Genomic DNA, 25,302 nt, shown 5'->3' with positions numbered 1-25,302 from the left:
CCCATGAGCAAGTTGAGTCCGGAGCAGATCGCCCGGCACGCCCATGACGCGGGGTTCCGCGGGCAGGACCTGACGATCGCGGTGGCGGTCGCGCTGGCCGAGTCCGGCGGCGACCCCCGTGCGCACAACGCCACCCCGCCGGACAACTCCTACGGGCTGTGGCAGATCAACATGCTGGGCTCGCTGGGTCCGGCGCGGCGCCGCGAGTTCGGGCTGGAGTCGAACCGCGAGCTGTTCGACCCGGCGGAGAACGCCCGTGCGGCGAACAAGATCTCCGGTGACGGTCGGTCGTGGACGCCGTGGACCACGTACACGAGCGGCGCGTACAAGCGTCACCTGGACGAGGCGCGGCGGGGTGTCGAGGCGATGAAGCGCGGCGGCGGCTCAGGCGGCGGTGGCGGTTCCGGCGGCGGTCCACGTGGCGGCTCCGGAGGCGGCGGGTTCTCCGTGGACATCGGCGTGCTGCGTGACTACGCCCGGCGGACCCGCGACTCGGCCGACGACCTCACCGCGCTGGGCCGGCGGCACGTGCGCGAGGTGCGGGAGATCGCCGACGACAGCTTCGGGCGCATCGGCAAGCAGTCCGGGTTCGCCGAGGCGTTGGACAACTTCGGCGCGGCGCTGCGCAAGCAGGTCAAGGCGGTCGCGCACAACACCGACGCGCTGGCCACGTCCGCGAGCCGTTCCGTCCGTGCGTACAAGGAGCAGGACGACGACATCGCCGGGTCGCTGCGCGGCGGCCGGGTCATCAGCGGCGGAGGGGAAGGCTGATGGACAGCCGCGAGATGGCCCGGCACTTCGCCGAGAGCATGATCGGCCACCGGAACTCGTTGGCGGGCAAGGCCGAGGACGCGGTGAAGGTGCAGTACGCGCTGCACCAGACCGCGGCCGGCCTCACCGATCGGCACGAGGACCAGCGCAAGGCCGCCAAGACGGTGCTGGAGCACTGGAAGGGCGGTAACTCCGAGGGTTTCGAGAAGCGTTCGAGCCGACTCGGCAGGCAGCTGCGGGTCACCGCCGACGCCGCCCGTGACGCGGAGAAGATCGTCGCCGGTGTCACGAGCGCGTTGACGACCGGGCACGCGCGGGCTCGGCAGGCCGTCGACGAGTACCTCGACCAGGCGACCCGGCTGCTGGACGCGGGCAAGGCCGTCGGCACGCAGGCCGCGCTGCTCAAGGCCGTGGCGCAGGCGGCGGACCTGGAGCCCAAGTACACCAAGGAGACCACCGCGACCGTCCGGCACGTGCGGGGCGAGTTGGAGGACGCCGCGCGCAAGCTGCGGGCGTTGGAGAAGGAGGTCGAGCACGACGGCGTCGCGGACGGCCGGGCCGAGCGCACCCGTGGCCGCACGAAACCGTCCGGCGCCCGTGCGCGTGGCCGTTCGCGGACGATCATCTCCGCGGCACGGCGTGAGCTGGGCACCCGGGAGAACCCGCCGGGCAGCAACCGCAACCCGTACGGGCCGACGGCGGCGTGGTGCTCGTCGTTCGCCACGGCGATGTGGCGCAAGGCCGGGGTGGACATCCCGATCCTGCCGTTCACCGGCGACGTGTTCCGGTGGGGGCAGCGGCACGGGAAGGCGTACACGTCGCTCAGCGCGGTGAAGCCGGGTGACGTGCTGCTGTTCGGGAGCGGGCCGAGCAGCCCGGCGACCAGCACGCACATCGGGATCGTGGAGAAGGTGTCCGGCGGGACCGTGACGCTGATCGAGGGCAACTCGGGTGACAGCGTGCGGCGCAACACGCACCGGCTCAGCTCGGCGACGTTCTACGGAGGGGTGCACCCGTGATCACGGGCAACGCGCACGACCCGGACACGGGGATCGTGGTGGAGGTGGGTCCCGGCGGCGGGTTGCGGGACCTGGTGCTGGACGCGCGGTCGTTGCGGTTGGGGCAGTCCGGGTTGGCGCGCGCGATCCTGGGGCTGGTCGACACGGCGACGGCACGGGCGAACGCGCGCGTGCAGCGCGCGGTGGGTGACGTCAGCGGGCTCGGGCTGGCGGTGGCGAGTCGGATGGCGGAGTCGGTGGAGGACACGACTCCCGAGACGTGGCGGGTGTGATGGGGCTCGGTGAGCGGTTGGACGCCGTCCGGTGCGAGGCTTCCGGTCGGGGCGTAACGGTGGTGGTGGACCTGCACGGCAAGCCCGTGGACCTGTCGTTCACGCGGGAGGCGCTGGCCCTGCGGCCCGCCGAGCTGGCCGGTGTGATCCGGGAGTTGGCCGACGAAGCCGCCGCGGCGGCCGTGGCCGAGGGCATGGCGATCCTCGCCGACGTCGTCCCGCCGCACCTGCTGACGTCCTGAGCGTTGAACTCGGGGGTCCTGAACGTAGGACACGCGGGACCTGAACGTACGACTCTCGCGTGTGTCCTACGTTCGGAACGCGTGTGTCCTACGTTCAGGACCCGTGAGTTCTACGGTCGGGTGCGGGCTTGGGTGAGCAGGGTGGTCAGGTGGCGGGTCAGCCACGGGGTGTCGGCCGGGGAGAGGTGGACCCACTCCGTGTCCGGGGCCTGCTCGGTGGTCAGGGCGTAGCGGCCGGCGGCGGTCTCGGTCCAGCTCAGCACGCGGGAACGGCCAGCCGGACCGGTGGCGGCCAGTTGACCGGTCGACTTGCGCGGCGAGTCGACCAGGGTGGTGATCGACCGGGTGGCACGGCCGGTGATGCCCGCCTGGGCCAGGGTCCGTTCGAGCGCTGCGTGGCCGGCTTGGGCGTAGGCGTCCATCGCGGCGGAGAACACGGGCCTGGGCATCCGCACCTGCTCGCCGGGGCCCGCGGGCGCGTCGCCGATGACCCGCGTGATCGCGGCCGTCAGGTCGGTGACGGGCTCCAGCGCCACCTCGCGGTCGTTCAGCACGGCCAGCACGCCCTGCCTGCCGCGGGAGGTGGCCAGCACGCGCCACGGGTGCGGCCGGAAGACGAGCGCGTCCACCGAGACCTCGCCGTGCGCGAGCAGGGTGAACATGTCCTCCAGCTCCGGTGAGACGTCCTCGCCGTCGGCCAGTCCCGCCTCGGTCAACGTGCGCAGGACCTCCGAGCCCAGGGCGTCCCGGTCGTCCATCGTCTCGCCGTGCGACGGCACTTCGAGGGGGTAGGGCGGCTCACCCGCGCCCAAGTCCACCCACAGCAGGTCGAACTCCAGGTGGGACAGGACGACCGCGGTCGCCGAACGTCGCGCCATGGGCCCAGAAGGTAGCGGCCGGCGGCGTCTCGCGCGGCCGGTTGGGCAACACCGGTGGCTACGCTGCTCGACGTGGACGTCGCCGGCGGGTTCCTGACTGTGCGGGCTTCCGGCGCGGCGGCGGCCAAAGCAGCGCTCAGCGGTGGTGCGACCGGCACGACGACCCCCGAGCACATCCAGTTGCTGGTCGGCTGCGCGGTCGCGCCCGGCGTGCCCGGCAACGGCACCGCGCTTCGGTTTCCCGATTGCGCGCTGCACGTCCTGCCCGACGTGGTGATGCTGACCGTCGCCGAGGCACGGCTCACCGTCGGCTTCGACGAGCTGAAACCGCTGATGTTCCAACCGGTCCCGGTCGACGCCGCGCTGCACGCCGTGTTCTCCGCCGCGGTCGCGCACGTGCTCGCCGCCGCGCACGCCCTCGACCCGCACGGCTTGTCCCACCACCTGCTCGGCCTGGCCGAACTGGTGCTGCGCAGCGCGTTGCGCGCCGAGCTGGAACGCGTGGACTCCCTGGTCGCACGGCGGCGCGAGGCGTTGGACTACATGCGCGAGCACCTGGCGGACCCGACCCTGAGCGCGGACCGGGTCGCCGAGGCGCTGTTCATCTCCCGCCGACGCCTCTACCAGCTCTTCGACGACGGGCAGGGCGTGTCCGAGCGCATCCGCGGCCTGCGCATCGACCGGGCCAGGGCGTTGCTGGCCGACCCGGCGAAGGCCGCGCGCGGCATCGGCGAGATCGCCAAGGACTGCGGTTTCGTCAGCGCCGCGCACTTCTCCCGGACGTTCCGCCAGGTGGTCGGGCAGACACCGAGCGAGTTCCGTAACCGCTGAACTCGACGCCCGAGACGAACCGGCCCGCGATGCCCGCCACCTCCAGCCAGCCGCGCCCGGTCGGCGAGTGCAGCGTGAACACGGCGATCCGCGGGTGGTCCGGGTCGGTCACCACGACCTGCAGCTGGGCGCCCGGTCCGGTCACCGGGATGCGTTCCACGATCACCACCGGGTAGCCGGTCGCCGTCTCACCGCGGGTGACCTCGCGGATCGCCGGCCCGTCGAGGTGGAAGCCCAGTTCGCCGGGGTCGGTCGGCCGGTCGACGGCCACCACGCCCGCCATCAGCAGCGCCGGGTCCGCGTCCCGGTGCTCGACCACGGCCAGCAGGCCCGCGCCGTGCCGGTGCGCGAGTTCGGCGGCCTGCGTGGCGGACACCTCCAGGCCGGGGTCGCGGGTGCCCTTGAGCCGGCGCAGCACGGCCAGCAGTGCCGCCGCGGTGCGTTCGGGAGTGCTTAATTCCACCGGGGTCACCCCTGGCACGGGAGCGAGTCTCACCCCAGGCCCGCCCGGAACGCCGCCGCCGCGCCCCTGGTGGACGCCGGTCGAGGTGGGCCGAGCAGCACGGACGCCAGTTCGGCGGTGATCGAGGAGAAGCCGGTCAGCGTGTCCGCGATGGCCGTCGACGGCTCTTCGGCGCGGAGCCGTTCGGCGACCCGCCTGGCCTCCGCGCGGTGGTCGCGCTCCAGCAACCGGGCCTCGTCCAGCACGTCGTCCAGTTGCCGCCGCAGCTCGTCGTGCCGCGCCACGGCACGGTCGTGCGCCGCGCCGTCGGCGGCGGTGAACGCGGCCATCGCACCGGTCCGGTCGACCTCGTCGGACGCCTCGGCGAGCGCGCGCCGCAACGCCAGCGCCCGCCGGTCCAGCTCCTCCGCACGCCGCTGGTTGCCCAGCAGCGTGGTGGCCCAGCCGTCGAGCACCTCGGCCGCCGCCCGCATCGCGCGCCGCACCGCCGTCAGCTCCGACACCACCGCCTCCAACCGCGTCCTGAACCCGTCCGCCGCCGCACCCGTCCACTGCTCCGGGGGCGTCCCGGTGACCGTGAAGGCGACCGAGAACCGCTCGCTCGCCGCCGCCACCGCGCCCGCGTGACCCGGCGCGGGATCGAAGCCGAGACCCCGGTAGTCAGTCATGGCGCAGCTCGTCGGCCTGCCGATAGGTCTCACCCGCCGTGCGCACCGAGTCCGCCATCGCGGCCAGCTCCACGCCGCGCAGCACCCCCGCCCACTCGGCGGCCAGCTGCTCGACCGCCTCGGTCACGCCCTCCGGACCCAGGTCGCCCGGCGGCTCCGCCAGGGTGGACGCGGCGGCGCGCACCTCGTCGGCCGCCTCGTCCAACCGACCGGCGAACGCGGTCAGCGCCTCCGGGTCGACCTGGTAGCCGTCGCTCATTCGCCGAGCACCGGCGGGAACGCGGGCGGCAGGTCGTCGAGCAGGTCGAGGCCTTGGTCGTAGCGGTTGCGGTGCTCGGCGTCCTCCTCGCGGTTGCCGGGCGCCATCGGCGGGTACATGCCGAAGCCCTGCGGTCCGCCCGCGCCGACGACCGGTCCGACGCCGCCGCGGGCCGCCGCACCACCCGGCACCGCGCCGAGCACGCCGGACGAGCCGCCCGGGCCGAACCCGCCCAGACCGCCGCCGCCGGTGCCACCGGTGCCGCCCGCGTGCGGGCCGAACGAGCCGAAGCCGGGGTTCGCGCCACCGAACCCGCCGGGACCGCCCGCGCCCGGGAAACCGGGTCCGCCGAGGGCCGGTCCGCCGACGGAGGCCGCGGTCGTCGTGCCTTCCGGGCGCGTGCCGACCTCGTGCGGCGGCCGGTCCGCGGGTCCGGTCGGACCGGGGCGCTCCCACACCGGCGGTGTGGGCGTCGGACCGTGCCACGGCAGCGGCACGCCGGGCGTCCACTGCTCCGCGTCCCGGTTCGTCACCACCGGGGCCTGTTCGAACACCGGCAGCTCACGGCCGATGCCGTGGGCGGCGGCCTCGTACTGCTCCATCACCCGCACCGCCCGGTCCATCGCCTCCCGCTGCTCCTCCTTGGACGGCTTGTGGTCGTCCAGGAGCTGGTCGAGCATGTAGGAGCCCTGGGGCCCGTCGAGCGCGGTCACGTCGTAGCCCTGGCGGAACCACTTCTCGGCGTCCGGGTGCACCGGCTCGGGGATCGCCTGGGCCGCCTCGGCCACCGCCGCGGCGTAGCCGTCGAGGCCGCCGCCCACCTGGAACGCGCGCCGCGACGCGTCCGCGCCCCACTGGGTGAGCCGCGTCACCGACTCGGACGCCGCCACCGCGGACGGCCCGCGCCACGACAGCGCGAGGTTCTGCACGATCTTGCGCACTTCCGAGGTGGCCTGGTCGACGTCCTCGGCCAGCCGCTTCCACTCGTAGGTGCGGGTGGCCATCTGCGCGGCGTCCGCCGACTTGACCATGTCCCAGAGCTGCCGGTGCGTGTACGCCCGCCAGTTGATCTTGCCGAAGTTCTCCGGCTTCCGGTTCTCCCGGCGCTGCCTGAGGCGCTTCTCGTTGCGCCGACGGGTGGCCGGCGAGTGGTCGTGGAAGTCCGACCAGTACCCGCCCTTGCGCTCGCGCTCGGTCACCGCAGCCGCCCCAGTGCCTCGGCGATGTGGCGGTCCTGCGCCTGCTGCGTCACGCCCACCTGCTGCAACGCCTCGCGCAGCTCGGTCAGCTCGGCCAGGTAGGACCGCAGCGCGGCGCGCACGCCGCCGCCGAGGTCGCTGCCGCGCAGCCCGAACGCCTGCCGCATGTTGCGCGCGACGGGGCCCTTGCCGTCACCGAGGGGCTGCTCCATCTCCCGCTCGGCGCGGCTCAGCAACTCGGTCAGCACCCCGTGCAGCCGGTCCAGGTCCGCGACCGCCGTGCCGAAGGAGGACAGGTCCAGCTCGATGCGGTCACCGCCCTCGGCGACCACGCCCGCCGCACCCGCACCGGTCGGCGCGGACACCTCCGGCAGCGCTACGGCGCGCGAACCGCGCTCGTCCTCGCGCAGCTCTTCGCGCATCTGCTTGGCGTGCTCGACGCCACGCACCCTGACGACCATGGACACATGGTGGTGTGCCCGCGCGCGGGTGACCAGACCGGGTGCACAGCGGGAGCAGCGTCGGTGCACGGTCGGACAAGGCCGCGGTGCCGGTTCCGGGCGGGGTCTGTGCGAAAATCGTCACCCGTGCCGTCACCTGCCGTTCACGCGCGCGCCGTGTTGCTCGCCGGACCCTCCGGCTCGGGCAAGTCCACCCTCGCCGCCCACCTCGGCCTGCCCGTGCTGCGCCTGGACGACTTCTACCGCGAGGGCGACGACCCGCTGCTCCCCCGGGACGAGTCCGGCCGCCCGGACTGGGACGCCGAAGGCTCCTGGAACACCGCCGACGCCCTCGCCGCCGTGGTCGAGCTCGCCACCACCGGCACGGTCGAGGCGCCCGTCTACGAACTCGGGGAGGACCGGCGGGTCGGCTGCCGCACGGTGACCGCGCCGGGCCTGTTCATCGCCGAGGGCCTGTTCGCGGACCGGCTGGTGGCGGGCTGCCGCGAGGCGGGTGTACTGGCGGACGCGATCGTGCTCGCCCCGAACGCCCTGGTCACGTTCGCCCGCCGGTTCGCCCGGGACGTTGCCGAGGCCCGCAAACCGGTGCCGCTGCTGGCCCGCCGCGGCCTGCGACTGCTGCGCGAGCACCCCGGCGTGGTGCGCCGCTGCGTGGACGCGGGCATGCGCCCGGTCCGACCGCACCACGTGGCGGTAGTGCCGCGACCGGCGACCTTCACCGCGTCTTCCGGCGCTCGGCAGGGCGCCTCGCGGCACTAGCCACGATCGGGGGCATGGAGCACGCGGCGGTGTAGCCCGGACGTGCCGGGGGTACTGCTGCCGGCATGGCTGAGTACGAGCACGAGCAGAGGATCCCGGTCGACGCGCGGGTGGTGTTCGACCTGGCCCGGGACGTGTCCGCGATGGAGGCGTGGCTGCCCGACGGGCTGCAGGTCGAGCCGAGCGGCCCGGAACGCGTCACCGGCCGGGTCTCGATGGGCGACGAGATCGACGAGGCCGAGGGATACCTGGCCGCGGACGCCGAGCAGCGCAGGCTGGAGTGGGGCGACCTGGAGGGTGGCGGCTACTCGGGGTGGCTCCAGGTGGACGACGAAGGCCCCGGCCGCAGCCGCGTGGTGCTGCACCTGGACGTCGGCGGCGAGCACCAGGCGGCGCTCGGCGGCGAGGCGCACGAGATCACCGACGAGCACCTCGTGCAGGCGCTGGACCGGCTCGCGGCGCTGGCGACGCAGAGCGTTACGTGACTGTTTTCACTGATCATCAGGTTTGAACCCGAAAAAGCGACACCTAGTGTGAACGCCGTTCACCTGGGCACGTCTGCACGTCGAGGCCCCGGATCGTCTTCAAGGAGCTTCGATGTTCCGCGCTCTGCGCGGCCGCAACTACCGTCGCTGGGCCTTCGCCGACCTGATCTCGGTGACCGGCTCGTGGATGCAGTTGATCGGTCTCAACTGGGTCGTGCTGGAGAGCACCGGCTCGGCCACCTCGGTCGGCCTCTCCGTGCTGATGGGCACGCTGCCGTCCGTGCTGCTGGGTCCGTGGGCGGGTTCGCTGGCCGACCGGCTGCCGGTGCGCCGGATCATCCTCACCTGCCAGGCGCTGCACGCCGTGCTGGCCGCGCTGCTGGCGCTGGTGGTGTGGCAGGGCGCGCCGATCACGGTGTTGTTCGCGCTGACGTTCGCCTCCGGTCTGGTGACCGTGTTCGACGGTCCCGCGCTGGGCCGGTTCGGCGGGCAGGTGGTGTCCCGGGAAGACCTGGGCAACGCGGTCGCGCTCGGTTCGGTGCTCAGCTCCACCGGCCGCATCCTGGGCATGAGCAGCGCCGCGGTGCTCGCTGCCGCGCTCGGCTCGCCCGCCCTGTTCCTGATCAACTCGGTGAGCTTCCTGGCCGTCATCGCCGCGGTGCTCCTGATCCGCCGCGACGAGCTGCACCCGTTGGAGCGCAGCCCGGTCGACCGGGTCGGCGTGGCCGCCGGCCTGCGGTACGTCGCGGCCAGCGGGCGGCTGATCCTGCTGTTCGCGCTCGGTTTCACGCTGTCCAGCCTGGGCCGCAACTACCAGGTCACGATGGCCGCGATGAGCCCGGACGCGACCGTGTACGGGGTGCTGTCGACGGTGTTCGCGATCGGCACCGTGCTGGGCGGCCTGGCCGCGGCGGCGCGCAAGGCGCTGACCGTGCGGCTGCTGCTCGTGGTCGCCTGCGCGACCAGCCTGCTCCAGGTGACCAGCGGGCTGGTGCCGGGCATGCTCGGGTTCGCCGTCGTGCTGCTGCCGATCGCGGCGGGCGCGGTCGTCATCGACACCACCATGAGCACGCGGATCCAGCTCGACACCGCGGACGGCATGCGCGGACGGTTGCTGGCGGTCAACTCGGCCGTCGGTGCCGCGGCGGGCGCGGTGGGCGCACCACTGCTCGGCTGGCTGTGCGAGCACGTCGGCGCGCCGGAGGCGCTGGTGCTCGCGGGCGCGTTGACGCTGATGGTGACCGTGTTCGCCGCCTCGGTGCTGGCCGCGCCGCCGCACCGCCGGACCGCGTTGGCGCACCGCGTGCTGCGCCGGCCGCACCACCCGGCGCCGCCCGCCGGTCACCCGCACGGCCCAGTGCGCCCCGCGAAACGCCCGAGGCGGCGTGCCGTCGTCCGGGTGTAGCCGGACGCGTCCGTAGGGCGGCACGCGCTGCGCCGCTGAGATGCACTGCGTAATCGCCCATTCACAGATGAGGGAGGCACGGTTACAGTCGTCCCAGTTCCTGGGAGCGCTCCCAGAACCTCAACGAGGAGGTGAACGACGTGACGGCCCGACGATGGATCGCGCTGGCCTCGGCCGGTGCGGCAGGTTTGCTGATCGCGACGCTCGTGAATGTGGTCGGCCCCACCGCTGCGTCCGCGCACGGCGCGATGATGACGCCGGGCAGCCGGACCTTCATGTGCTGGAAGGACGGCCTGTCCCCGCAGGGCGACATCCGGCCCCAGAACCCGGCCTGCGCCGCCGCGGTGTCCGCGGGCGGCACCAACGCGCTGTACAACTGGTTCGGTGTGCTGCGGTCCGACGGCGCCGGCCGCATGAGCGGCTTCATCCCCGACGGCAAGCTGTGCAGCGGCGGCAACCCGACGTTCTCCGGGTTCGACATCGCCCGCAACGACTACCCGGTGACCCACCTCACCGCCGGTGCGACGTTCAACATCACCTACAACAAGTGGGCCGCGCACCCCGGCCGGTTCGACCTGTACATCACCAAGGACAGCTGGAGCCCGACCCGGCCGCTGGCGTGGAGCGACCTGGAGAGCACGCCGTTCGACAGCGTGACGAACCCGCCGGACAGCGGCGCGGTGGGCACCGTCGACGGCAAGTACTACTGGAACGCGAAGCTGCCCTCGGGCAAGTCGGGCCGCCACATCGTCTACTCGGTGTGGACCCGCTCGGACAGCGCGGAGACGTTCTACAACTGCTCCGACGTCGTGTTCGACGGCGGCAACGGCCAGGAGACCGGCGTCGGCAACGGTGGCGGCACGACGACCACCACGACCACGACGACGACCTCCACGTCGACCAGCACCACCACCACGACCCCGACCAGCACCACGACCACGACGCCCACCCAGCCGGGTGACGCGAACTGCATGGCGATCTACAAGATCACCAGCGCGTGGTCGGGCGGCTTCCAGGGCGAGGTCGAGATCATGAACCACAGCAAGAGCACGTACAACGGCTGGACCGCCACGTGGACGTGGGGCGGCAACCAGGCCATCAACAGCCTGTGGAGCGGCGTCAACTCCGGCTCCGGCCAGCAGGTGATCGTCAAGAACGCGGCGTGGAACGGTTCGGTGGCGCCGGAGGCGTCGGTGAAGTTCGGCTTCACCGCCAACTACTCCGGGGCGAACTCGTTGCCGACCGTGTCCTGCACCAGCCCGTAGCCCCCTGTCGGGCTGATTCGGGAGATCACTCCAGGCGGAACCCGAACGGGAGCTCCAGCCGGTGCCGGGCGAGCAGCCCGGTGTCGGCCAGGAGCTCCCGCGTCGGTCCGTCGGCCACCACGACACCGCCGTCGATCAGCACGCTGCGGGGGCACAACTGCAACGCGTAGGGCAGGTCGTGGGTGACCATCAGCATGGTCCGGTCCAAGCCCAGCAACACCTCGGCCAGCTCTCGGCGGGCCACCGGTTCCAGGTTCGCCGAGGGCTCGTCGAGCACCAGGATCTCCGGGTCGCAGGCCAGCACGGTGGCCAGCGCGACGCGGCGGCGCTGACCGCCGGACAGGTGCAGCGGCGACCGGTCCGCGAACTCCGCCATGCCGACCGCGGCCAGCGCCCGGTCCACCCGCTCGCCCAGCTCCGCGCCGCGCAGCCCGAAGTTCGCCGGGCCGAACGCCACGTCCTGCCGCGCGGTGGGCAGGAACAGCTGGTCGTCGGGGTCCTGGAAGACCACGCCGACCCGGCGCCGGATCTCCTTGAGGTTCGCCTTCTCCACCGGCAGCCCGGCCACCTCGACCCGGCCCGAACCACCGCCGAGCACGCCGTTGAGGTGCAGCACGAACGTCGTCTTGCCCGCGCCGTTGGGTCCCAGCACGGCGACGCGCTCACCGCGTTCGACCCTCAGGTTCACCCCGTAGAGGGCCTGGTGGCCGTCCGGGTAGGCGTACGCCAGCCGCTCCACCACCAACGCGGGCGCGGACCGCTGCGGCTCGACGGCCGCACCGCCACCGGCGCCGTCGGGCATCCGGCCCGTCCAGCCTCGCGACACCATCGCCAGGTGCACCCTCTCGCCGCGTTCGTAGGACCGGATGAACAGGCTGCCGACACCGCGCGCGGTCGCGCCGAGCTGCCAGAACAGCCGCGGGTCGTCACCGCGGGAGATCCGGGCCACCCGCATCCGCCTGGCCTCGCCGACGATCACCTCGGCGTAGCGCAGCATCAGCGTCGCGATGGTGACCAGCACCGACGGCATCCGCAGCCGCTGCAGCCCGAGCAGCAGGTCCTGCGGCGCGGTGGTGGCGGCCAGCGTCAGCGACGTCAGCAGGCCGAGCGTGCCCTTGGCCAGGATGTTCCAGCCGGCCAGCGCGCCCTCCTCCGAGACGGACACGCCCAGCACGTCCACCCGGTCGCCACCGCCGGTGAACGGCAGCAGCACGGCCAGCAGCACGAACGGCAGCTCGATCACCGACCGCGCGGCGAACCACCGCACCGGGACGCGGGCCACCGCCCAGACGGAGGTCAGCACGAGCAGGTAAGCGCCGAACGCCCAGAACGCCTCGCGCGGTGTGGCCACCACGCACAGCACCGCCACCACCGTGGCGACGATCTTCGTCTGGGGCGCGAGGCGGTGCACCGGCGAGTCGCCCGGCCGGTGCAGGAAACCGTGGCCCGCGCTCACCCCACGTCGGACTTCACGTCGGACTTCACGTCGGCCCGCGCGTCGGGGCGCTTGCGCAGCAGCCAGAACAGCCCGCCCGCGACGGCCAGCGTGAGCACCACGCCGAGGACGCCCGCGAGCCCGGTGAACCGGTCGTCACCGCCCAGCGCGTAGTCGGCCAGCGGCCACTCGCCCAGCGGGTGCTCCCGCGCGTGCTCGGCGATGCCGTGCTCCTCGGTGACGTGGTCCAGCCCGTCCGGGTTCGAGTCGGCGAAGTAGGACACCACACCGGCCAGCAGCAGGCTGACCACCGCGAACCCCAGGAAGAAGCGCTTCACGCCCTCAACTCCAGCTTCTGCGGCACGCCGCGCAGCAGGTACACCAGGTCGGGCCGGGCCGCCGCGACCGCCGTCACGGTGACCGCGGTGATCAGGCCCTCGCCGATGCCGATCAGCACGTGCACGCCGAGCACCGCGGCGGCGACCGTGCCGAACGCGACACCGCCCTGGCCGCCGATGGCGTACTCCACCACGAAGCCGAACGACGCGAGCACCGTGTTGACCAGCGCGGACACGAACGCGACCACGGCCAGGCCGCCCTTGTTGCGCGCGGCGAGCCTGCGCAGCGCCACCGCGGTCAGGTAGCCGACCGCCGTGCCGACCAGCGCCATGTTGGTGACGTTCGCGCCGAGCGCGGTGACACCGCCGTCGGCGAAGAACAGGGACTGGACGACCAGCACGATCGTCACGCACAGCGCGCCGACCCACGGCCCGACCAGGATGGCGGCGAGGGCGCCGCCGAGCAGGTGCCCGCTCACACCGGGCAGCACCGGGAAGTTCAGCATCTGGGCGGCGAACACGAACGCCGCCACCAGGCCCGCCATCGGCGCGGTCCGGTCGTCGAGGTCGCCGCGCGCCTTGGCCAGTGCCACGCCGACGCCCGCCACGGCCACCGCGACGAACAGCAGCGAGGTCGGGGCGTTCAGCAGGCCGTCGCTCATGTGCATTGCCACCGGTTCGGACACGCGCACCACGCTAGTTGCAAGTAGTCCGCAATGGCCAGCGCACTGCAACAACGATTCCGATCACACCACCGGGTGAACCTCGCGGAGGCGTCCCGCGGTGGTCGCGCTGGGTGAATCGGCCCGGTGGACCGGCGTCGGCCACGGTTGCCGGTCCTCCGGCCAGGTGAAGGGGGTGGGGGACGCCCACCGAGGTGACTTGGCCTGTCCCCGCCGTCGTTCCCGCTCATCCACTGGGCGACAGGTTCGGAACTACCGGAGAGGACCCCACCATGTCGCACATCACCCGCATCGCCTCGGCCACCGCCCTGGCGTTCGCCGCCGTCGCGCTGCCCGTCGTGACGGCGGGCCCGGCGCACGCGACGGTCGAGGCCTGCAAGGGCTACCTGGAGGAAAAGGGCTACGACGTCACCTACGAGATGGAGCAGGCGTGCGTCACGGGCTCCCACAACGAGCTCGAACAGTGCGCCGAGGAGCTCAAGGCGCAGGGCGTGTGGCGCTACTACGCGTACACAGCGTGCGAGCACGCGGCGATGACAGAGGGGCGGCTCGTGGACGGCGGCTGACGGACGCCGTGCCGGCGGCGGCCGGTTCGAACCCGTGACGGCCGGGCCCCGGATCGGGGTCGAGGACCGGCCGCGGCCGTCGGCTGGTCGGCCGGGTCACCCGCGCGGAGCCGCCGGGACCGCGGGGTGATCGGCCCGGTCGACCTGCCGATGCCGCGGTGACCCTCCTGACCAGCGGGGATCGGGCAGGCGCTGGTCGCGGGGCGTTGCCACTATGCTCAGCCCGCGATGACTCTCACCGACCGCCTGCCGGCCACCCCCGACCCCGACGTCCTCTACGACACCTTCGCCGAGTGGGCGCAGGACCGGGGGCTGTCGCTGTACCCGGCGCAGCAGGAGGCGTTGATCGAAATCGTCTCCGGCTCGAACGTCATCCTCAGCACGCCCACCGGCTCGGGCAAGTCGCTGGTCGCCATCGGCGCGCACTTCGCCGCCATGGCCGAGGGCAGGCGCACCTTCTACACCGCGCCCATCAAGGCCCTGGTGTCGGAGAAGTTCTTCGCCCTGATCGAGACGTTCGGCGCGGAGAACGTCGGCATGATGACCGGTGACGCCAGCGTCAACGAGACCGCGCCGATCATCTGCTGCACCGCCGAGATCCTGGCCAACATCGCGCTGCGCGACGGCACGCAGGCCGAAGTCGGCCAGGTCGTCATGGACGAGTTCCACTTCTACTCCGAGCCCGACCGCGGCTGGGCGTGGCAGGTGCCGCTCATCGAGCTGCCGCAGGCCCAGTTCCTGCTGATGTCGGCGACCCTGGGCGACGTCACGTTCTTCGAGAAGGACCTGACCCGCCGCACCGGCCGCACGACGAGCGTGGTGCGTTCCGCCGAACGCCCCGTGCCGCTGAACTTCCAGTACGTCACCACCCCGCTGCACGAGACGATCGAAGAGCTCCTGCACGGCCGCGAAGCCCCGGTCTACGTCGTGCACTTCACCCAGGCCTCCGCCCTGGAACGCGCCCAGTCGCTGATGAGCGTGAACGTCGCCACCCGCGCCGAGAAGGACGCCATCGCGGCCATGATCGGCCGGTTCCGATTCACGTCCGGATTTGGCAAGACACTGTCCCGCCTGGTCCGGCACGGTATCGGTGTGCATCACGCGGGCATGTTGCCGAAGTACCGGCGCTTGGTGGAGCAGCTGGCCCAGGCCGGCCTGCTCAAGGTCATCTGCGGCACGGACACCCTCGGCGTGGGCATCAACGTGCCCATCCGCACGGTCGTGTTCACCGCCCTGTCGAAGTACGACGGCCAGCGCACCCGCCACCTGAAGGCGCGCGAGTTCCACCAGATCGCGGGACGGGCGGGTCGCGCGGGCTACGACACCGTCGGCACGGTCGTCGTGCAGGCGCCCGACCACGTGGTGGAGAACGAGAAGGCGCTGGCCAAGGCGGGCGACGACCCGAAGAAGCGGCGCAAGGTCGTGCGCAAGAAGGCGCCCGAGGGCTTCGTGTCGTGGAGCGACCAGACCTTCGAACGGCTCAAGAACGCCGAGCCGGAACCGTTGACGTCGAGCTTCCAGGTCAGCCACGCCATGCTGCTCAACGTCATCGGCAGGCCCGGTGACGCGTTCGCCGCGATGCGGCACCTGCTGGAGGACAACCACGAGGACCGGCCCGCGCAGCGCAAGCACATCCTGCGGGCCATCCAGATGTACCGGGGGCTGCTGGCGGCGGGCGTGGTGGAGCGGCAGGGCGGCGAGATCCGGCTCACCGTCGACCTGCAGGTGAACTTCGCGCTCAACCAGCCGCTGTCGCCGTTCGCGCTGGCCGCGATCGAGCTGCTGGACCGCGAGTCGCCGTCCTACGCGCTGGACGTGCTGTCCGTGGTCGAGTCCACTTTGGACGACCCGCGCCAGGTGCTGTCCGCGCAGGAGCACAAGGCGCGCGGCGAGGCCATCGGCGCGATGAAGTCCGAGGGCATCGAGTACGACCAGCGGATGGAGCTGCTGGAGGAGGTGACCTACCCGAAGCCGCTCGCCGAGCTGCTGGAGGCCGCGTTCACCACCTACCGGCGCGGGCACCCGTGGGTCGCCGACCACCACCTGTCGCCGAAGTCCGTGGTGCGGGACATGTTCGAGCGGGCGATGACGTTCGCCGAGTACGTCTCCCACTACCAGCTGGCCCGCTCGGAAGGCCTGGTGCTGCGGTACCTGGCCGACGCGTACAAGGCGCTGCGGCAGACCGTGCCGGAGGACGCCAAGACCGAGGAGCTCAGCGACCTGCAGGAGTGGTTGGGCGAGCTGGTCCGCCAGGTCGACTCCAGCCTGCTGGACGAGTGGGAGAAGCTGCGCAACCCCACCGACGACGCCGCGGAAGCGTCCATCGACGACACGCCACCGGCCGTCACCGGCAACGTGCGCGCGTTCCGGGTGCTGGTGCGCAACGCGTTGTTCCGGCGGGTCGAACTGGCGGCGCGGCGCAACTACTACGAGCTGGGTCAGCTCGACGGCGACGCGGGCTGGTCCGCCGAGGACTGGCAGGACGCGCTGGAGCCGTACTTCGAGGAGCACGACGAGATCGGCATGGGGCCGGACGCACGCGGGCCGGCACTGCTGGTGATCACCGAGGAACCGGGGCTGTGGCGGGTCCGGCAGGTCCTGGACGACCCGGCGAAGGACCACGACTGGGGCTTCACCGCCGAGGTCGACCTGGCCGAGTCGGACGAGATCGGCACCGCCGCCATACGGATCACCGAAGTCGGCCCGCTGTAGCGGGGTCCATCCGGTGGTACTCCGGTCCTGACCGGGGTACGAGCATGTCAACGTCGGGACAGAGCGGAGGCGGTTGACCCTGTCGCAGGACGAGTTCGGCGTGCTGGGGGCCCTCGTGGTACGCCGGAACGGCCGCTCGGTCCCCGTCACCGCCGCCAAGCACCGCATCGTCCTGACGACCCTGCTGCTGGACGCGAACCGCTCGGTGCCCGCGAGCGACCTGATCCGCCGGGTGTGGGGCGACACGCCGCCGGACCGCGCCGCGCAAACGCTTCCCGTGTACGTGATGCGGTTGCGGCGCGCGCTCGGCGAACCGCCGCTGATCCACACCACCCCGACCGGCTACCGGATCGACGTTCCGCCCGCCGCGCTGGACCTGCACCGGTTCGAGGCGGCGGCCGAGGAGGGCGCGAAGCTGGCCGCCGCCGAGGACTTCACCGCCTCCGCCGAGGCCTACGAGCGGGCGCTGTCGTGCTGGCACGGTCCGCCGCTGGCCGACGTGCCGTCCGAGTCGCTGCACGAGACGGAGGTGCCGAACCTCGCCGAGCAGCGGCTGCGGGTGATCTCCGAGCTGACGGACGTGAAGCTGAGGCTGGACCGGTGCGACGAGGTGATCGCGGACCTGCGCCGGCTCACCGCGCAGCACCCGCTGCGCGAGCGGTTCTGGTCGCAGCTGATGGTGGCGCTGTACCGGGTGGACCGGCAGGCCGACGCGCTGGACGCGTACCGGCAGGCGTCCACGGCGTTGGCACGGGAGCTGGGCGTGGACCCCAGCGACGCGCTGCGCGCGGTGCACCACGCGATCCTCACCGGCGACCCGGCGCTGCACCAGCCCGCCGCGAACACGTGGGCACCGGTGTCGCAGCTGCCCGCGCCGGTGGGCAACTTCGTGGGCCGCGGCGCGGAGCTGGGCCGGGTGACGGACCTGTTGACGCGGGGCACGGCGACCGTGGTGGTGTGCGGGCCGCCGGGGGTGGGCAAGACCGCGTTCGCCATCTCGGTGGCGCACGCGGTGCGCGACCGCTACCCCGACGGCCAGCTGTACGTGAACCTGCGCGGGCACTCCACGTCGCCGCCGCTGCCGACGTCCGCCGTGCTGGCGCGGTTCCTGCGGGCGATGGGCGTGCGGGCCGACCACATCCCGGTGGACACCCAGGAGCTGGTCCGCGGCTACCAGGCCCGGCTGCGCGGCCGGCGGGTGCTGATCACGCTGGACAACGCCGCGTCGGTGGACCAGGTGCTGCCGCTGCTGCCCGGCGACCCCGGCTGCTCGGTGCTCGTCACCAGCCGCAACGAGCTGCGGCTGGGGGCCGCGACGGTGCGGCTGGACGTGCTGCGCGGCGACGAGGCGTGGAAGCTGCTCGCCCGGTCGCTGGGGTCGGAGGCGGCCGTGACGCAGTTCGACGCGCTCGGCGAGCTGGCCCGGCTGTGCGGGTACCTGCCGCTGGCGCTGCGGATCGCGTTGGGGAACCTGGTCGGCTCGTCGCACGTTGACGTCGCGTCGTACGTGGAGGAGCTGCGCGGCGGTGACCGGTTGGCCGTGTTGGCGGTGGACAACGACGACACGGCGGCGGTGCGGCGGGCGTTCGACCTGTCGTACGCGGCGTTGACGCCGGAGGCGGCGCGGCTGTTCCGGCTGGCCGGGCTGCTGCCGGGGCCGGACTTCAGCGTGGCCGGTGCGGCGGCGCTGCTGGACGCGCCGGAGGACGTGGCGCGCGGGCTGCTGGAGGACCTGGCGTCGGCGCACCTCGTGCAGCGGGTGGGTGCGGACCGGTTCGCGCTGCACGACCTGCTGCACGACTACGCGGCCGACCGCGCGGCGGCGGCGGGCGAGGACCTCGACGCGGCGCGGCGGCGGCTGTTCGACTGGTACCTGCGCACGGCGGTCGAGGTCGGCGACGTGCTGTACCCGGAGCTGGGCGCGTCCGGGCCGCCGCGGCTGGACCCGGACGCGGCCAGGGCGTGGCTGGAGGCGGAACGGCCCAGCGTGCTGGCGGCGACCGAGCACTGCGCCGCGCACGGGCCGCTGCCGCTGGCGTGGCGGCTGATCGACGCGGTCGGCGGGTACTTCGGCTCGCACGGGCACCACGTCGAGTTCGTGCACGCCATCGACGCGGCCCTGGGTGCGGCGCGGGCGGCGGGCGACCACGACGCGGAGACGTTGATGCTGGTGTGGCTCGCGGCCGAGCACCGCAACCTGGGCAACCTGCGTGCGGCCCAGCGCTACCTGCGGTCGGCGCGGCCGTCCGGGCGGACGGTGTGGCTGCACGCCGGGCTGGACGGGGTGGTGCACCTGGAGCTGGGCGAGTTCCCGGCGGCGTTCGCCTCGTTCGAGCGGCTGATGGCGTTGAGCGCGGAGGAGTGGGCCGGGCCGCACGTGCGGATCGGGGCGTTGGCGGGGCTCGGCGCGTTGCGGATGATGCGGGGCGAGCTGGAGCCGGCCCGGTCGCTGCTGGCCGAAGGGCTGGAGCTGGCGCGTGCGGCCGACGGGGCGAACCTGGAGGCGGCGTGCGCGGCGCTGCTCGGGCGGTGCCTGACGGCGGACGGTGACCACGGGCGGGCCGTGGAGCTGCTGCGGGAGGCGTTGGCGGCGTGGCACCGGACGGGGGCGCGGCACGCGCGGGCGGAGGCGATGGCGCACCTGGCGACGGCGCTGTGCCTGGGCGGTGGGCACGCGGAGGCGTTGCGGACGGCGCAGCGCTCGTTGGCGCTGGTGCAGGAGCTGGGCGGCAGCCCGCGCATCGAGTCCGAGGTGCACAACGCGCTCGGCCTGGTCCTGCGCCACCTGGGCAAACCGGCCCGCGCCGTGGCCGCCCACCTGCGCGCGCTGGAACTGGCCACGTCGTCGGACTACCGCTACGGCGTCGCCCGCTCGCACGTCCACCTGATCCACGCCCTGGCCGCCGACGGCCGCCGCGCCGAAGCCCTCCGCCACGCCCGCGTCGGCCACGACCTGGCCACCCGCAGCGGCTTCAACGACTGCGCCACCGCCACCGCCACCGCCCTCACCACCCTGACCTGACCGCGTGTCGAACCTTCAGGTCCCGCGTGTCGGACGCTCAGCGCCCGCGTGTCGAACGCTCAGGACCCCCGAATTCAACGCTCGGGCACCCCGTCCCGACCGGTTCGCCGACGCGAGTGTTGAACCCAGGGGTCCTGGAGGTTCGACACGCGGGACCTGAGCGTTCGACTCGCGGGTTTCGGGGGCCAATTGAGACCACTCCTCCGGGTCGTTGACCGCGTGGTCGGTGAACGAGAGCATCGGGTTTCGATACATCGGCGGCTCATCTGGTGGGGGATGTCATGGAATCCGATCCGCACGTGGATCTGTCGCGGATCGTGGAGCCGACGCCGCGCACTCCCGCCGAATTGGTCTGCGCGCTGACGGAGTTGGCGCGGCTGGCCAACGAGTGGTCGGACGTGGTGCGCGGGCTGCGCGAGCCGACCCGCCGGCTGGTCGGCAGCGCGGCGGCGGCCTCGGTTTCGCTGGCCGCACGGCGGGCCGAGGAAGCGTTCCTCGAGCTGGAGATGACGCTCGGTGACGCCCAGGCCGCGCGCCGGTCATTGCCCTTGGCCACCCCGAAGGGTGAGGATAGGCGTCCGGTGGTCTAATCGCCGACGCTGCCGACCACACCGCATTGGAACTCCATGACCTCAGGACTTCCCTGCCCTCTCTGCGAGGGCCCGGAGCGCCGTGGGGCGCTTGAACGAACACTCAGGGTGCTCGCCGTGGACGACGAGGCCCCCGCCCTGGAAGACCTCGTCTACCTGCTGCGCTCGGACCCGCGCGTCGCCCACGTCGAGGCCGTGACGGACGCCACCAAGGCACTGCGGACGCTGCACCGCGCCATGGACGCGGGCCAGCCGGTCGACGCCGTCTTCCTGGACATCCGCATGCCCGGCCTGGACGGGCTGGACCTGGCCCGGGTGCTGTCCCGGTTCGCCCAGCCGCCGCGCATTGTTTTCGTCACCGCGCACCAGGAACCCGCGGTCGAGGCATTCGAGCTGAAAGCGCTCGATTACCTGCTCAAGCCGGTCCGGGCGGAACGGTTGGCCGAGTCCGTGCACCGGATCGTGCACGAAGTGCTCGATTCCAAGACGCCGGAACCGGCCGCCGCCGCACCGGCCGAGAAAACACCCGATGTGGGTGACGAAGTCATTCCGGTGGAACTGGGTGGTATCACCCGGTTCATCCGATTGGCCGACATCCGGTACGTGGAAGCGCACGGCGACTACGCCCGGCTGCACACGGCCACCGGGAGCGGCCTGGTCCGCGCCGCGCTCAACGGGCTGGAGGAGCGGTGGCGCTCGGCCGGGTTCGTGCGCATCCACCGCAGCCACCTCGTCTCGCTCGGCCACATCGACGAGCTGCGGCTGGAGGACGGCCACCTGAGCGTGAACATCGGCGGCGCGGTGCTGCCGGTCAGCCGGCGGCACGCCCGCCACCTCCGGCAGCTGCTGGTGCGCCGCAACCGGCAGCCGTCGTGACCTCGCCGCAGCGACCGCCCACCCAGCGGGTCGTGGTGACGAGCCCGCGCACCCGCGCGCCGCGCGCCCCCCGCCCGTACCCCGCGTCACGGGAGATCGACGAGCAGAGCGAGCTGGGCGCCGTCTACATGCGCTCCCTGATCCGCACCCAGCGGCGGCTCGGGCTGCTGCTGTGCGCGGTCGTGTGCGGGAGCGTCGCGGCGCTGCCCCTGGTCTTCACGTTCGCACCCGGTGTCGCCGCGCAACGGCTGCTGGGCCTGCCGCTGGCCTGGCTGCTGCTGGGCTTCCTGGTGTTCCCGGTGTTCGTGCTCGCGGGCTGGTTCTACGTGCGCCAGGCCGAGCGCAGCGAGCGCGAGTTCGCCGAACTCGTGGAGCGTTCGTGAGCAGTGGGTACGGCATCGTCGCGGTGCTGGTCGTGGCGGTCGGGACGATGTTGGTCGGCACGTACGGGCTGCGGATCTCGCGGACGACGTCGGACTTCTTCGTCGCCTCGCGCACGGTCTCGCCGTGGTGGAACGCCTCGGCCATCGGCGGCGAGTACCTGTCCGCCGCCTCGTTCGTCGGCATCGCCGGGCTGATCTTCGCGCACGGGCCGGACATGCTGTGGTTCCCCGTCGGTTACACCGCGGGCTACCTGGTGCTGCTCGCGCTGGTCGCCGCTCCCCTGCGCCGCAGCGGCGCGTACACGCTGCCCGACTTCGCCGAGGCGCGGTTCGCGTCACCGGCGGTGCGCGCGGTGGCGAGCGTGTTCGCGCTGGGCATCGGGTGGCTGTACCTGCTGCCGCAGCTGCAGGGCGCCGGGCTGACCCTGCACACGGTGACGGGTGCCCCGGACTGGGTGGGCGCGCTGGTGGTCGCGGTGGTCGTGACGACGAACGTGATCTCCGGCGGGATGCGCAGCATCACGTTCGTGCAGGCGTTCCAGTACTGGCTCAAGCTGACCGCGATCGCGGTGCCGGTGGTCTTCCTGATCATGGCCTGGCACGCGCACGGCGCCCGTGACCTGACCGGGCCGCAGTTCCCCGAGTTCCCGAAGCAGACCACGGTCACGTTCGACACCGACACGACGTTCGACGCCTCCCGCGCCACGCCCTACACCGGCACCGGCCGCGTGGACGGCGAGCGGGTCGACGGCGGCGGGCAGCTGGCCGCGGGCAGGCACTCGGTGGCCGCCGGCACGCGGCTGACGTTCCCCGAGGGCGCGCCCGTGCCGCACGTGCGGTCGATCCCGTCCAACACCAACGACGTGTGGGCGCTGCCGATGCGCGGCGGCGAGAGGTTCCCGCTGTACGCGGTGTACTCGCTGATCATCGCCACGTTCCTGGGCACAATGGGCCTGCCGCACGTGATCGTGCGCTTCTACACCAACCCGAACGGCCGGGCGGCGCGCCGGACCACGTTGATCGTGCTGGGGCTGCTGGGCGTGTTCTACCTGATGCCGCCGATCTACGGCGCGCTCGGCCGGCTGTACACGCCCGAGCTGCTGATGACCGGTGACACGGACGCGGTGGTGCTGGTGCTGCCGAGCCGGATGATCGACGGGTTGGGCGGGCAGCTGCTGGGCGCGCTGGTGGCCGGCGGGGCGTTCGCCGCCTTCCTGTCGACGTCGTCGGGGTTGATGGTGTCGCTGGCGGGCGTGCTGAGCCGGGACGTGCTGCGGTTGCGGGGCGTGCGCGGGTTCCGGGTGTCGACGGTGCTGGCCGTGCTGGTGCCGCTGGGCATGACGTGGCTGGTGGGCAAGGTGCCGGTGGCGGACATGGTGGGCCTGGCGTTCGCGGTGGCCGCGTCGTCGCTGTGCCCGCTGCTGGTGCTGGGCATCTGGAGCACGCGCATCACCACGGTCGGCGCGGTGGCCGGGATGGTCGCGGGCGGCCTGCCCGCACTGGTCGCCGGTCTGGTCACGATCAGCGCCCGCGGTGACGGCGCGTGGTACCACGTGTTCCTGGCCCGGCCCGCCGCGTGGACCGTGCCGTTGGGTTTCGTCGTGATGTACGTGGTGTCGCTGCTGACGCCGCGCAAGGTGCCTCCGGGGGTGAACCACGTCATGGTGCGCTTGCACGCGCCGGAGAACCTGGGTCTGCGCAGTCAGGACCGGTTGTGACCGCGCTGTGGACGGCGGGCGCGATCCTGGTCGTCGGCCTGGCCGTGGTGATCACGCTGTGGTGGACGTCCCGCACCCGCAACGACTTCCTGACCCACGAGCAGCGGATCACGTTCGAGACGCTGCACACCGCGTGGTCCGCCGCTCCCCCGTTGCGCGCCGGGCTGGTGCCGGAGGCGGCGAAGAAGTCGGCCAAGCACCTGCGGACGCTGCTGGGCACGCCCGCGCTCGCGCTGACCGACGAGACCGAGGTCGTGGCGTGGGAGGGCGACGGCGAGCACCACGCGGCGGAGGCGATGGACCTGGCCGCCGACGTGTTCGCCACCGGTCGCACGCGGGCGTTCGACATCACGTGCTCCGCGCCCGACTGCCCCGTGCACACGGCCGTCCTCGCGCCGCTGACCGTGGAGGGGCGGGTGGTCGGTGTGCTCGCCGCGTACAGCCGGGAGGCGTCGGCGGGGTTGGTGCGGGCGACCAACGAGGTGGCCAGGTGGGCGTCGGGCCAGCTCGAACTGGCCGAGCTGGACCGGTCGCGGACCCGGCTGGTGGAGGCGGAGGTGCGGGCGCTGCGGGCGCAGATCTCGCCGCACTTCATCTACAACTCGTTGTCCGCCATCGCGTCTTACGTGCGCACGGACCCGGAGCGCGCTCGCACGCTGTTGCTGGACTTCGCCGACTTCACCCGCTACTCGTTCCGCCGGGCCGGTGACTTCACCACGCTGTCGGAGGAGCTGAAGTCGATCGACCAGTACCTGGCGCTGGAACGGGCCCGGTTCGGCGAACGGCTCAAGGTGACGTTGCAGATCGCGCCCGAGGTGCTGCCGGTGACCGTGCCGTTCCTGTGCCTGCAGCCGTTGGTGGAGAACGCCGTGCGGCACGGCATGGAGGGCAAGGTGGGGCCAGGCCACATCTCGATCCTGGCGGCGGACGCGGGCGAGGAAGCGCACATCACCATCGAGGACGACGGCATCGGCATGGACCCGGACGCGCTGCGCCGCACGTTGGCGGGTCAGGTGGGCGAGACGGCCGGGATAGGGCTGGGGAACATCGACGAGCGCCTGCGGCGGTGCTACGGCGACGACTACGGCCTGGTCGTGGAGACGGCCCAGGGGCTCGGCACGAAGATCAGCGTTCGGGTGCCGAAGTACCAGGCGGGCGTGCACGCCTAGCGGGGCCGGCACCGCCGTCGGAGCAGGCACGGCGACCGCGACCGGATGGCGCTCGGGGGACGCCGACCGGTCAGGCCGCGAGGACCGCCAACCCCAGGGCCGCGACGCCGGCGGCGGTGAGGCGGGCGGGTGCGTGGTCGCCCGGCGCGACCGGGGTCGACGCCTCGATCAGCCCCGCGTGCACCAGCGCACGGGCCGTGGTCGGGTCGCAGAACGGCAGACCGTCCACCCGCACGTCCGGTTCGGCGCTGCGGGTCAGGTCGACCCGGTTCGCGGCGGTCGCCTTCAACAGCGCGACCTCGCGTCTGGACAGCTCCTTCATGACGAACACCTCCAGTGGGACGAACGGCCCAGCGGACGTCCCGGTTCACAGTCGTGGGACGTCCGCGTTGCCACCGTCGTTCCCCGTTCGTTCAGCTCACGGCGCGCGCGCCGCGTCGTTCCGCCGCTTCCAGCACCAGCCGCAGCCACTCGGCGTCGCCCATCGCGCCGTCCACCGCGACCCGCCGCAGCCGCGGCCACAGCCCGGCCTCGGTCCACTCCTGGAACCGGCGGTGCACGGTCGGCACGGTCACGCCGAACGTCGGCGGCAGGTGCCGCCACGCGCAACCGCTGGTCAGGACGAACACGATCGCGGTGAAGATGGCCCGGTCGGACACCCGGCCGCGACCACCGCCCTGCCTGCGCACCTTCGCGGGCGGCAGCAGCGGCTCGACCACCGCCCACAGCGACGGCGGCACCAGGCGCACGGCCAGTTGCTCGATCACGTCGGCGTGCGGCGGGCGGGGTGGGGCCTCCGGCGCCCGGCGCACCCACGGCTCCTGCCGCTGGGC

27 protein-coding genes and 2 pseudogenes are annotated in these 25,302 nt (G+C 72.8%); 17 read left to right on the top strand and 12 right to left on the bottom strand.

Annotated features, from left to right (window positions below; translation table 11 throughout):
• Window positions 1-3 precede the first annotated feature (3 nt).
• Genes A6A25_RS23880 through A6A25_RS23865 form a run of 4 tightly spaced genes read left to right on the top strand, consistent with a single transcriptional unit; the run spans window position 4 to window position 2,304 of the window.
• Window positions 4-771, top strand: a complete 768-nt coding sequence (locus A6A25_RS23880; RefSeq protein WP_073893417.1) for a transglycosylase SLT domain-containing protein — start codon at window positions 4-6, stop codon at window positions 769-771.
• Window positions 771-1,790, top strand: a complete 1,020-nt coding sequence (locus tag A6A25_RS23875) for a CHAP domain-containing protein (protein WP_073893415.1) — start codon at window positions 771-773, stop codon at window positions 1,788-1,790. The genes A6A25_RS23880 and A6A25_RS23875 overlap by 1 nt, the downstream gene beginning before the upstream one ends.
• Complete coding sequence (locus tag A6A25_RS23870) at window positions 1,787-2,062, top strand: YbaB/EbfC family DNA-binding protein (protein WP_241828880.1); 276 nt, start codon at window positions 1,787-1,789, stop codon at window positions 2,060-2,062. The genes A6A25_RS23875 and A6A25_RS23870 overlap by 4 nt, the downstream gene beginning before the upstream one ends.
• Window positions 2,050-2,304 carry a hypothetical protein gene (locus A6A25_RS23865; protein WP_073893413.1) on the top strand — a complete coding sequence of 85 codons (255 nt, stop codon included), beginning with the start codon at window positions 2,050-2,052 and terminating at the stop codon, window positions 2,302-2,304. The genes A6A25_RS23870 and A6A25_RS23865 overlap by 13 nt, the downstream gene beginning before the upstream one ends.
• Before the next feature lie 110 nt (window positions 2,305-2,414).
• On the opposite strand, the gene A6A25_RS23860 is transcribed toward A6A25_RS23865, so the two are convergent.
• Entirely contained in the window at window positions 2,415-3,182 is a 768-nt protein-coding gene (locus A6A25_RS23860; protein ID WP_073893412.1) for an ESX secretion-associated protein EspG, read from the bottom strand.
• A gap of 54 nt (window positions 3,183-3,236) precedes the next feature.
• Here A6A25_RS23860 and A6A25_RS23855 point away from each other — a divergent pair, with 54 nt between their 5' ends.
• On the top strand, window positions 3,237-4,013 hold the full coding sequence (locus A6A25_RS23855; protein ID WP_073893410.1) for a helix-turn-helix transcriptional regulator: 777 nt from the start codon (window positions 3,237-3,239) through the stop codon (window positions 4,011-4,013).
• Here the strand turns inward: A6A25_RS23855 and A6A25_RS23850 are convergent.
• The 5 genes from A6A25_RS23850 to A6A25_RS23830 are packed head-to-tail and all read right to left on the bottom strand — an operon-like array spanning window position 3,940 to window position 7,063.
• Window positions 3,940-4,494, bottom strand: a complete 555-nt coding sequence (locus A6A25_RS23850) for a hypothetical protein (RefSeq protein WP_073893409.1) — start codon at window positions 4,492-4,494, stop codon at window positions 3,940-3,942. The two genes, A6A25_RS23855 and A6A25_RS23850, sit on opposite strands and share 74 nt — an antisense overlap.
• A gap of 11 nt (window positions 4,495-4,505) precedes the next feature.
• Entirely contained in the window at window positions 4,506-5,144 is a 639-nt protein-coding gene (locus tag A6A25_RS23845; RefSeq protein WP_073893407.1) for a hypothetical protein, read from the bottom strand.
• Window positions 5,137-5,403 (bottom strand): WXG100 family type VII secretion target, encoded by a 267-nt coding sequence (locus tag A6A25_RS23840; protein ID WP_073893406.1) that lies wholly within the window; start codon window positions 5,401-5,403, stop codon window positions 5,137-5,139. The genes A6A25_RS23845 and A6A25_RS23840 overlap by 8 nt, the downstream gene beginning before the upstream one ends.
• Window positions 5,400-6,602, bottom strand: coding sequence for a PPE domain-containing protein (locus A6A25_RS46425; RefSeq protein WP_073893404.1), 1,203 nt, complete (start codon window positions 6,600-6,602; stop codon window positions 5,400-5,402). Before A6A25_RS46425 ends, A6A25_RS23840 begins: the two co-directional genes overlap by 4 nt.
• Complete coding sequence (locus A6A25_RS23830) at window positions 6,599-7,063, bottom strand: hypothetical protein (RefSeq protein WP_143193357.1); 465 nt, start codon at window positions 7,061-7,063, stop codon at window positions 6,599-6,601. Before A6A25_RS23830 ends, A6A25_RS46425 begins: the two co-directional genes overlap by 4 nt.
• Window positions 7,064-7,219: 156 nt before the next feature.
• Between A6A25_RS23830 and A6A25_RS23825 the strand changes: the two genes are divergently transcribed.
• The 4 genes from A6A25_RS23825 (at window position 7,220) to A6A25_RS23810 (ending at window position 10,977) form a co-directional block, all read left to right on the top strand.
• A complete protein-coding gene (locus A6A25_RS23825) occupies window positions 7,220-7,822 on the top strand; it encodes a uridine kinase family protein (RefSeq protein ID WP_241828879.1) in 603 nt (200 codons plus the stop codon).
• Between the two features lie 65 nt (window positions 7,823-7,887).
• Complete coding sequence (locus tag A6A25_RS23820) at window positions 7,888-8,307, top strand: SRPBCC family protein (protein WP_073893400.1); 420 nt, start codon at window positions 7,888-7,890, stop codon at window positions 8,305-8,307.
• 112 nt (window positions 8,308-8,419) lie between these two features.
• The gene (locus A6A25_RS23815; RefSeq protein WP_073893398.1) at window positions 8,420-9,712 is read left to right on the top strand and encodes an MFS transporter; all 1,293 of its coding nucleotides are present in this window, start codon (window positions 8,420-8,422) and stop codon (window positions 9,710-9,712) included.
• Window positions 9,713-9,852: 140 nt separating this feature from the next.
• Window positions 9,853-10,977, top strand: a complete 1,125-nt coding sequence (locus A6A25_RS23810) for a lytic polysaccharide monooxygenase (RefSeq protein ID WP_241828878.1) — start codon at window positions 9,853-9,855, stop codon at window positions 10,975-10,977.
• Between the two features lie 25 nt (window positions 10,978-11,002).
• Here A6A25_RS23810 and A6A25_RS44870 read toward each other — a convergent pair whose 3' ends face one another.
• The 4 genes and pseudogenes from A6A25_RS44870 to A6A25_RS23790 form a co-directional block, all read right to left on the bottom strand.
• Window positions 11,003-11,779 (bottom strand): energy-coupling factor ABC transporter ATP-binding protein, encoded by a 777-nt coding sequence (locus A6A25_RS44870; protein WP_073893558.1) that lies wholly within the window; start codon window positions 11,777-11,779, stop codon window positions 11,003-11,005.
• A gap of 63 nt (window positions 11,780-11,842) precedes the next feature.
• Window positions 11,843-12,340 (bottom strand): annotated as a pseudogene (locus tag A6A25_RS44865) (energy-coupling factor transporter transmembrane component T family protein); the annotation flags it as partial.
• A gap of 89 nt (window positions 12,341-12,429) precedes the next feature.
• A complete protein-coding gene (locus A6A25_RS23795) occupies window positions 12,430-12,750 on the bottom strand; it encodes a PDGLE domain-containing protein (protein ID WP_073893395.1) in 321 nt (106 codons plus the stop codon).
• Window positions 12,747-13,436, bottom strand: a complete 690-nt coding sequence (locus tag A6A25_RS23790; protein WP_073893556.1) for an energy-coupling factor ABC transporter permease — start codon at window positions 13,434-13,436, stop codon at window positions 12,747-12,749. Before A6A25_RS23790 ends, A6A25_RS23795 begins: the two co-directional genes overlap by 4 nt.
• A gap of 269 nt (window positions 13,437-13,705) precedes the next feature.
• Between A6A25_RS23790 and A6A25_RS23785 the strand changes: the two genes are divergently transcribed.
• The 8 genes from A6A25_RS23785 (at window position 13,706) to A6A25_RS23750 (ending at window position 24,469) form a co-directional block, all read left to right on the top strand.
• A complete protein-coding gene (locus tag A6A25_RS23785; RefSeq protein WP_073893394.1) occupies window positions 13,706-13,999 on the top strand; it encodes a hypothetical protein in 294 nt (97 codons plus the stop codon).
• Window positions 14,000-14,227: 228 nt separating this feature from the next.
• On the top strand, window positions 14,228-16,711 hold the full coding sequence (locus tag A6A25_RS23780) for a DEAD/DEAH box helicase (protein WP_073893392.1): 2,484 nt from the start codon (window positions 14,228-14,230) through the stop codon (window positions 16,709-16,711).
• Window positions 16,712-16,784: 73 nt separating this feature from the next.
• On the top strand, window positions 16,785-19,733 hold the full coding sequence (locus tag A6A25_RS23775; protein WP_073893391.1) for an AfsR/SARP family transcriptional regulator: 2,949 nt from the start codon (window positions 16,785-16,787) through the stop codon (window positions 19,731-19,733).
• 281 nt (window positions 19,734-20,014) lie between these two features.
• Window positions 20,015-20,323: a hypothetical protein gene (locus tag A6A25_RS23770; RefSeq protein ID WP_073893389.1), complete on the top strand. Its 309-nt coding sequence runs from the start codon at window positions 20,015-20,017 to the stop codon at window positions 20,321-20,323.
• A gap of 36 nt (window positions 20,324-20,359) precedes the next feature.
• Window positions 20,360-21,199: a LytR/AlgR family response regulator transcription factor gene (locus A6A25_RS23765; protein WP_181320439.1), complete on the top strand. Its 840-nt coding sequence runs from the start codon at window positions 20,360-20,362 to the stop codon at window positions 21,197-21,199.
• Window positions 21,196-21,582 (top strand): DUF485 domain-containing protein, encoded by a 387-nt coding sequence (locus A6A25_RS23760; RefSeq protein WP_073893386.1) that lies wholly within the window; start codon window positions 21,196-21,198, stop codon window positions 21,580-21,582. Before A6A25_RS23765 ends, A6A25_RS23760 begins: the two co-directional genes overlap by 4 nt.
• Window positions 21,579-23,300 carry a sodium/solute symporter gene (locus A6A25_RS23755; RefSeq protein ID WP_073893384.1) on the top strand — a complete coding sequence of 574 codons (1,722 nt, stop codon included), beginning with the start codon at window positions 21,579-21,581 and terminating at the stop codon, window positions 23,298-23,300. Before A6A25_RS23760 ends, A6A25_RS23755 begins: the two co-directional genes overlap by 4 nt.
• Complete coding sequence (locus A6A25_RS23750) at window positions 23,297-24,469, top strand: histidine kinase (protein WP_198932832.1); 1,173 nt, start codon at window positions 23,297-23,299, stop codon at window positions 24,467-24,469. The genes A6A25_RS23755 and A6A25_RS23750 overlap by 4 nt, the downstream gene beginning before the upstream one ends.
• A gap of 70 nt (window positions 24,470-24,539) precedes the next feature.
• On the opposite strand, the gene A6A25_RS23745 is transcribed toward A6A25_RS23750, so the two are convergent.
• Both A6A25_RS23745 and A6A25_RS45710 read right to left on the bottom strand, forming a co-directional pair.
• Window positions 24,540-24,791, bottom strand: a complete 252-nt coding sequence (locus A6A25_RS23745; RefSeq protein ID WP_073893552.1) for a hypothetical protein — start codon at window positions 24,789-24,791, stop codon at window positions 24,540-24,542.
• 94 nt (window positions 24,792-24,885) lie between these two features.
• Window positions 24,886-25,236, bottom strand: a pseudogene (locus tag A6A25_RS45710) (IS5/IS1182 family transposase); the annotation flags it as partial.
• Window positions 25,237-25,302: the final 66 nt, after the last annotated feature.

Source organism: Saccharothrix sp. CB00851, assembly GCF_001905065.1.
Lineage (GTDB): Bacteria > Actinomycetota > Actinomycetes > Mycobacteriales > Pseudonocardiaceae > Actinosynnema.
This window is presented reverse-complemented; position numbering and strand designations above follow the sequence as displayed.

Excerpts from the sequence above, each read along its gene's own strand:
- A6A25_RS23845 (WP_073893407.1), bottom strand. The coding sequence starts at position 5,144 with ATGACTGACTACCGGGGTCTCGGCTTCGATCCCGCGCCGGGTCACGCG.
- A6A25_RS23765 (WP_181320439.1), top strand. The coding sequence starts at position 20,360 with ATGACCTCAGGACTTCCCTGCCCTCTCTGCGAGGGCCCGGAGCGCCGT.
- A6A25_RS23785 (WP_073893394.1), top strand. The coding sequence starts at position 13,706 with ATGTCGCACATCACCCGCATCGCCTCGGCCACCGCCCTGGCGTTCGCC.
- A6A25_RS44870 (WP_073893558.1), bottom strand. The coding sequence starts at position 11,779 with ATGCCCGACGGCGCCGGTGGCGGTGCGGCCGTCGAGCCGCAGCGGTCC.
- A6A25_RS23840 (WP_073893406.1), bottom strand. The coding sequence starts at position 5,403 with ATGAGCGACGGCTACCAGGTCGACCCGGAGGCGCTGACCGCGTTCGCC.
- A6A25_RS23875 (WP_073893415.1), top strand. The coding sequence starts at position 771 with ATGGACAGCCGCGAGATGGCCCGGCACTTCGCCGAGAGCATGATCGGC.
- A6A25_RS23860 (WP_073893412.1), bottom strand. The coding sequence starts at position 3,182 with ATGGCGCGACGTTCGGCGACCGCGGTCGTCCTGTCCCACCTGGAGTTC.
- A6A25_RS23880 (WP_073893417.1), top strand. The coding sequence starts at position 4 with ATGAGCAAGTTGAGTCCGGAGCAGATCGCCCGGCACGCCCATGACGCG.
- A6A25_RS23820 (WP_073893400.1), top strand. The coding sequence starts at position 7,888 with ATGGCTGAGTACGAGCACGAGCAGAGGATCCCGGTCGACGCGCGGGTG.
- A6A25_RS23770 (WP_073893389.1), top strand. The coding sequence starts at position 20,015 with ATGGAATCCGATCCGCACGTGGATCTGTCGCGGATCGTGGAGCCGACG.
- A6A25_RS23780 (WP_073893392.1), top strand. The coding sequence starts at position 14,228 with ATGACTCTCACCGACCGCCTGCCGGCCACCCCCGACCCCGACGTCCTC.
- A6A25_RS23745 (WP_073893552.1), bottom strand. The coding sequence starts at position 24,791 with ATGAAGGAGCTGTCCAGACGCGAGGTCGCGCTGTTGAAGGCGACCGCC.
- A6A25_RS23830 (WP_143193357.1), bottom strand. The coding sequence starts at position 7,063 with ATGGTCGTCAGGGTGCGTGGCGTCGAGCACGCCAAGCAGATGCGCGAA.
- A6A25_RS23815 (WP_073893398.1), top strand. The coding sequence starts at position 8,420 with ATGTTCCGCGCTCTGCGCGGCCGCAACTACCGTCGCTGGGCCTTCGCC.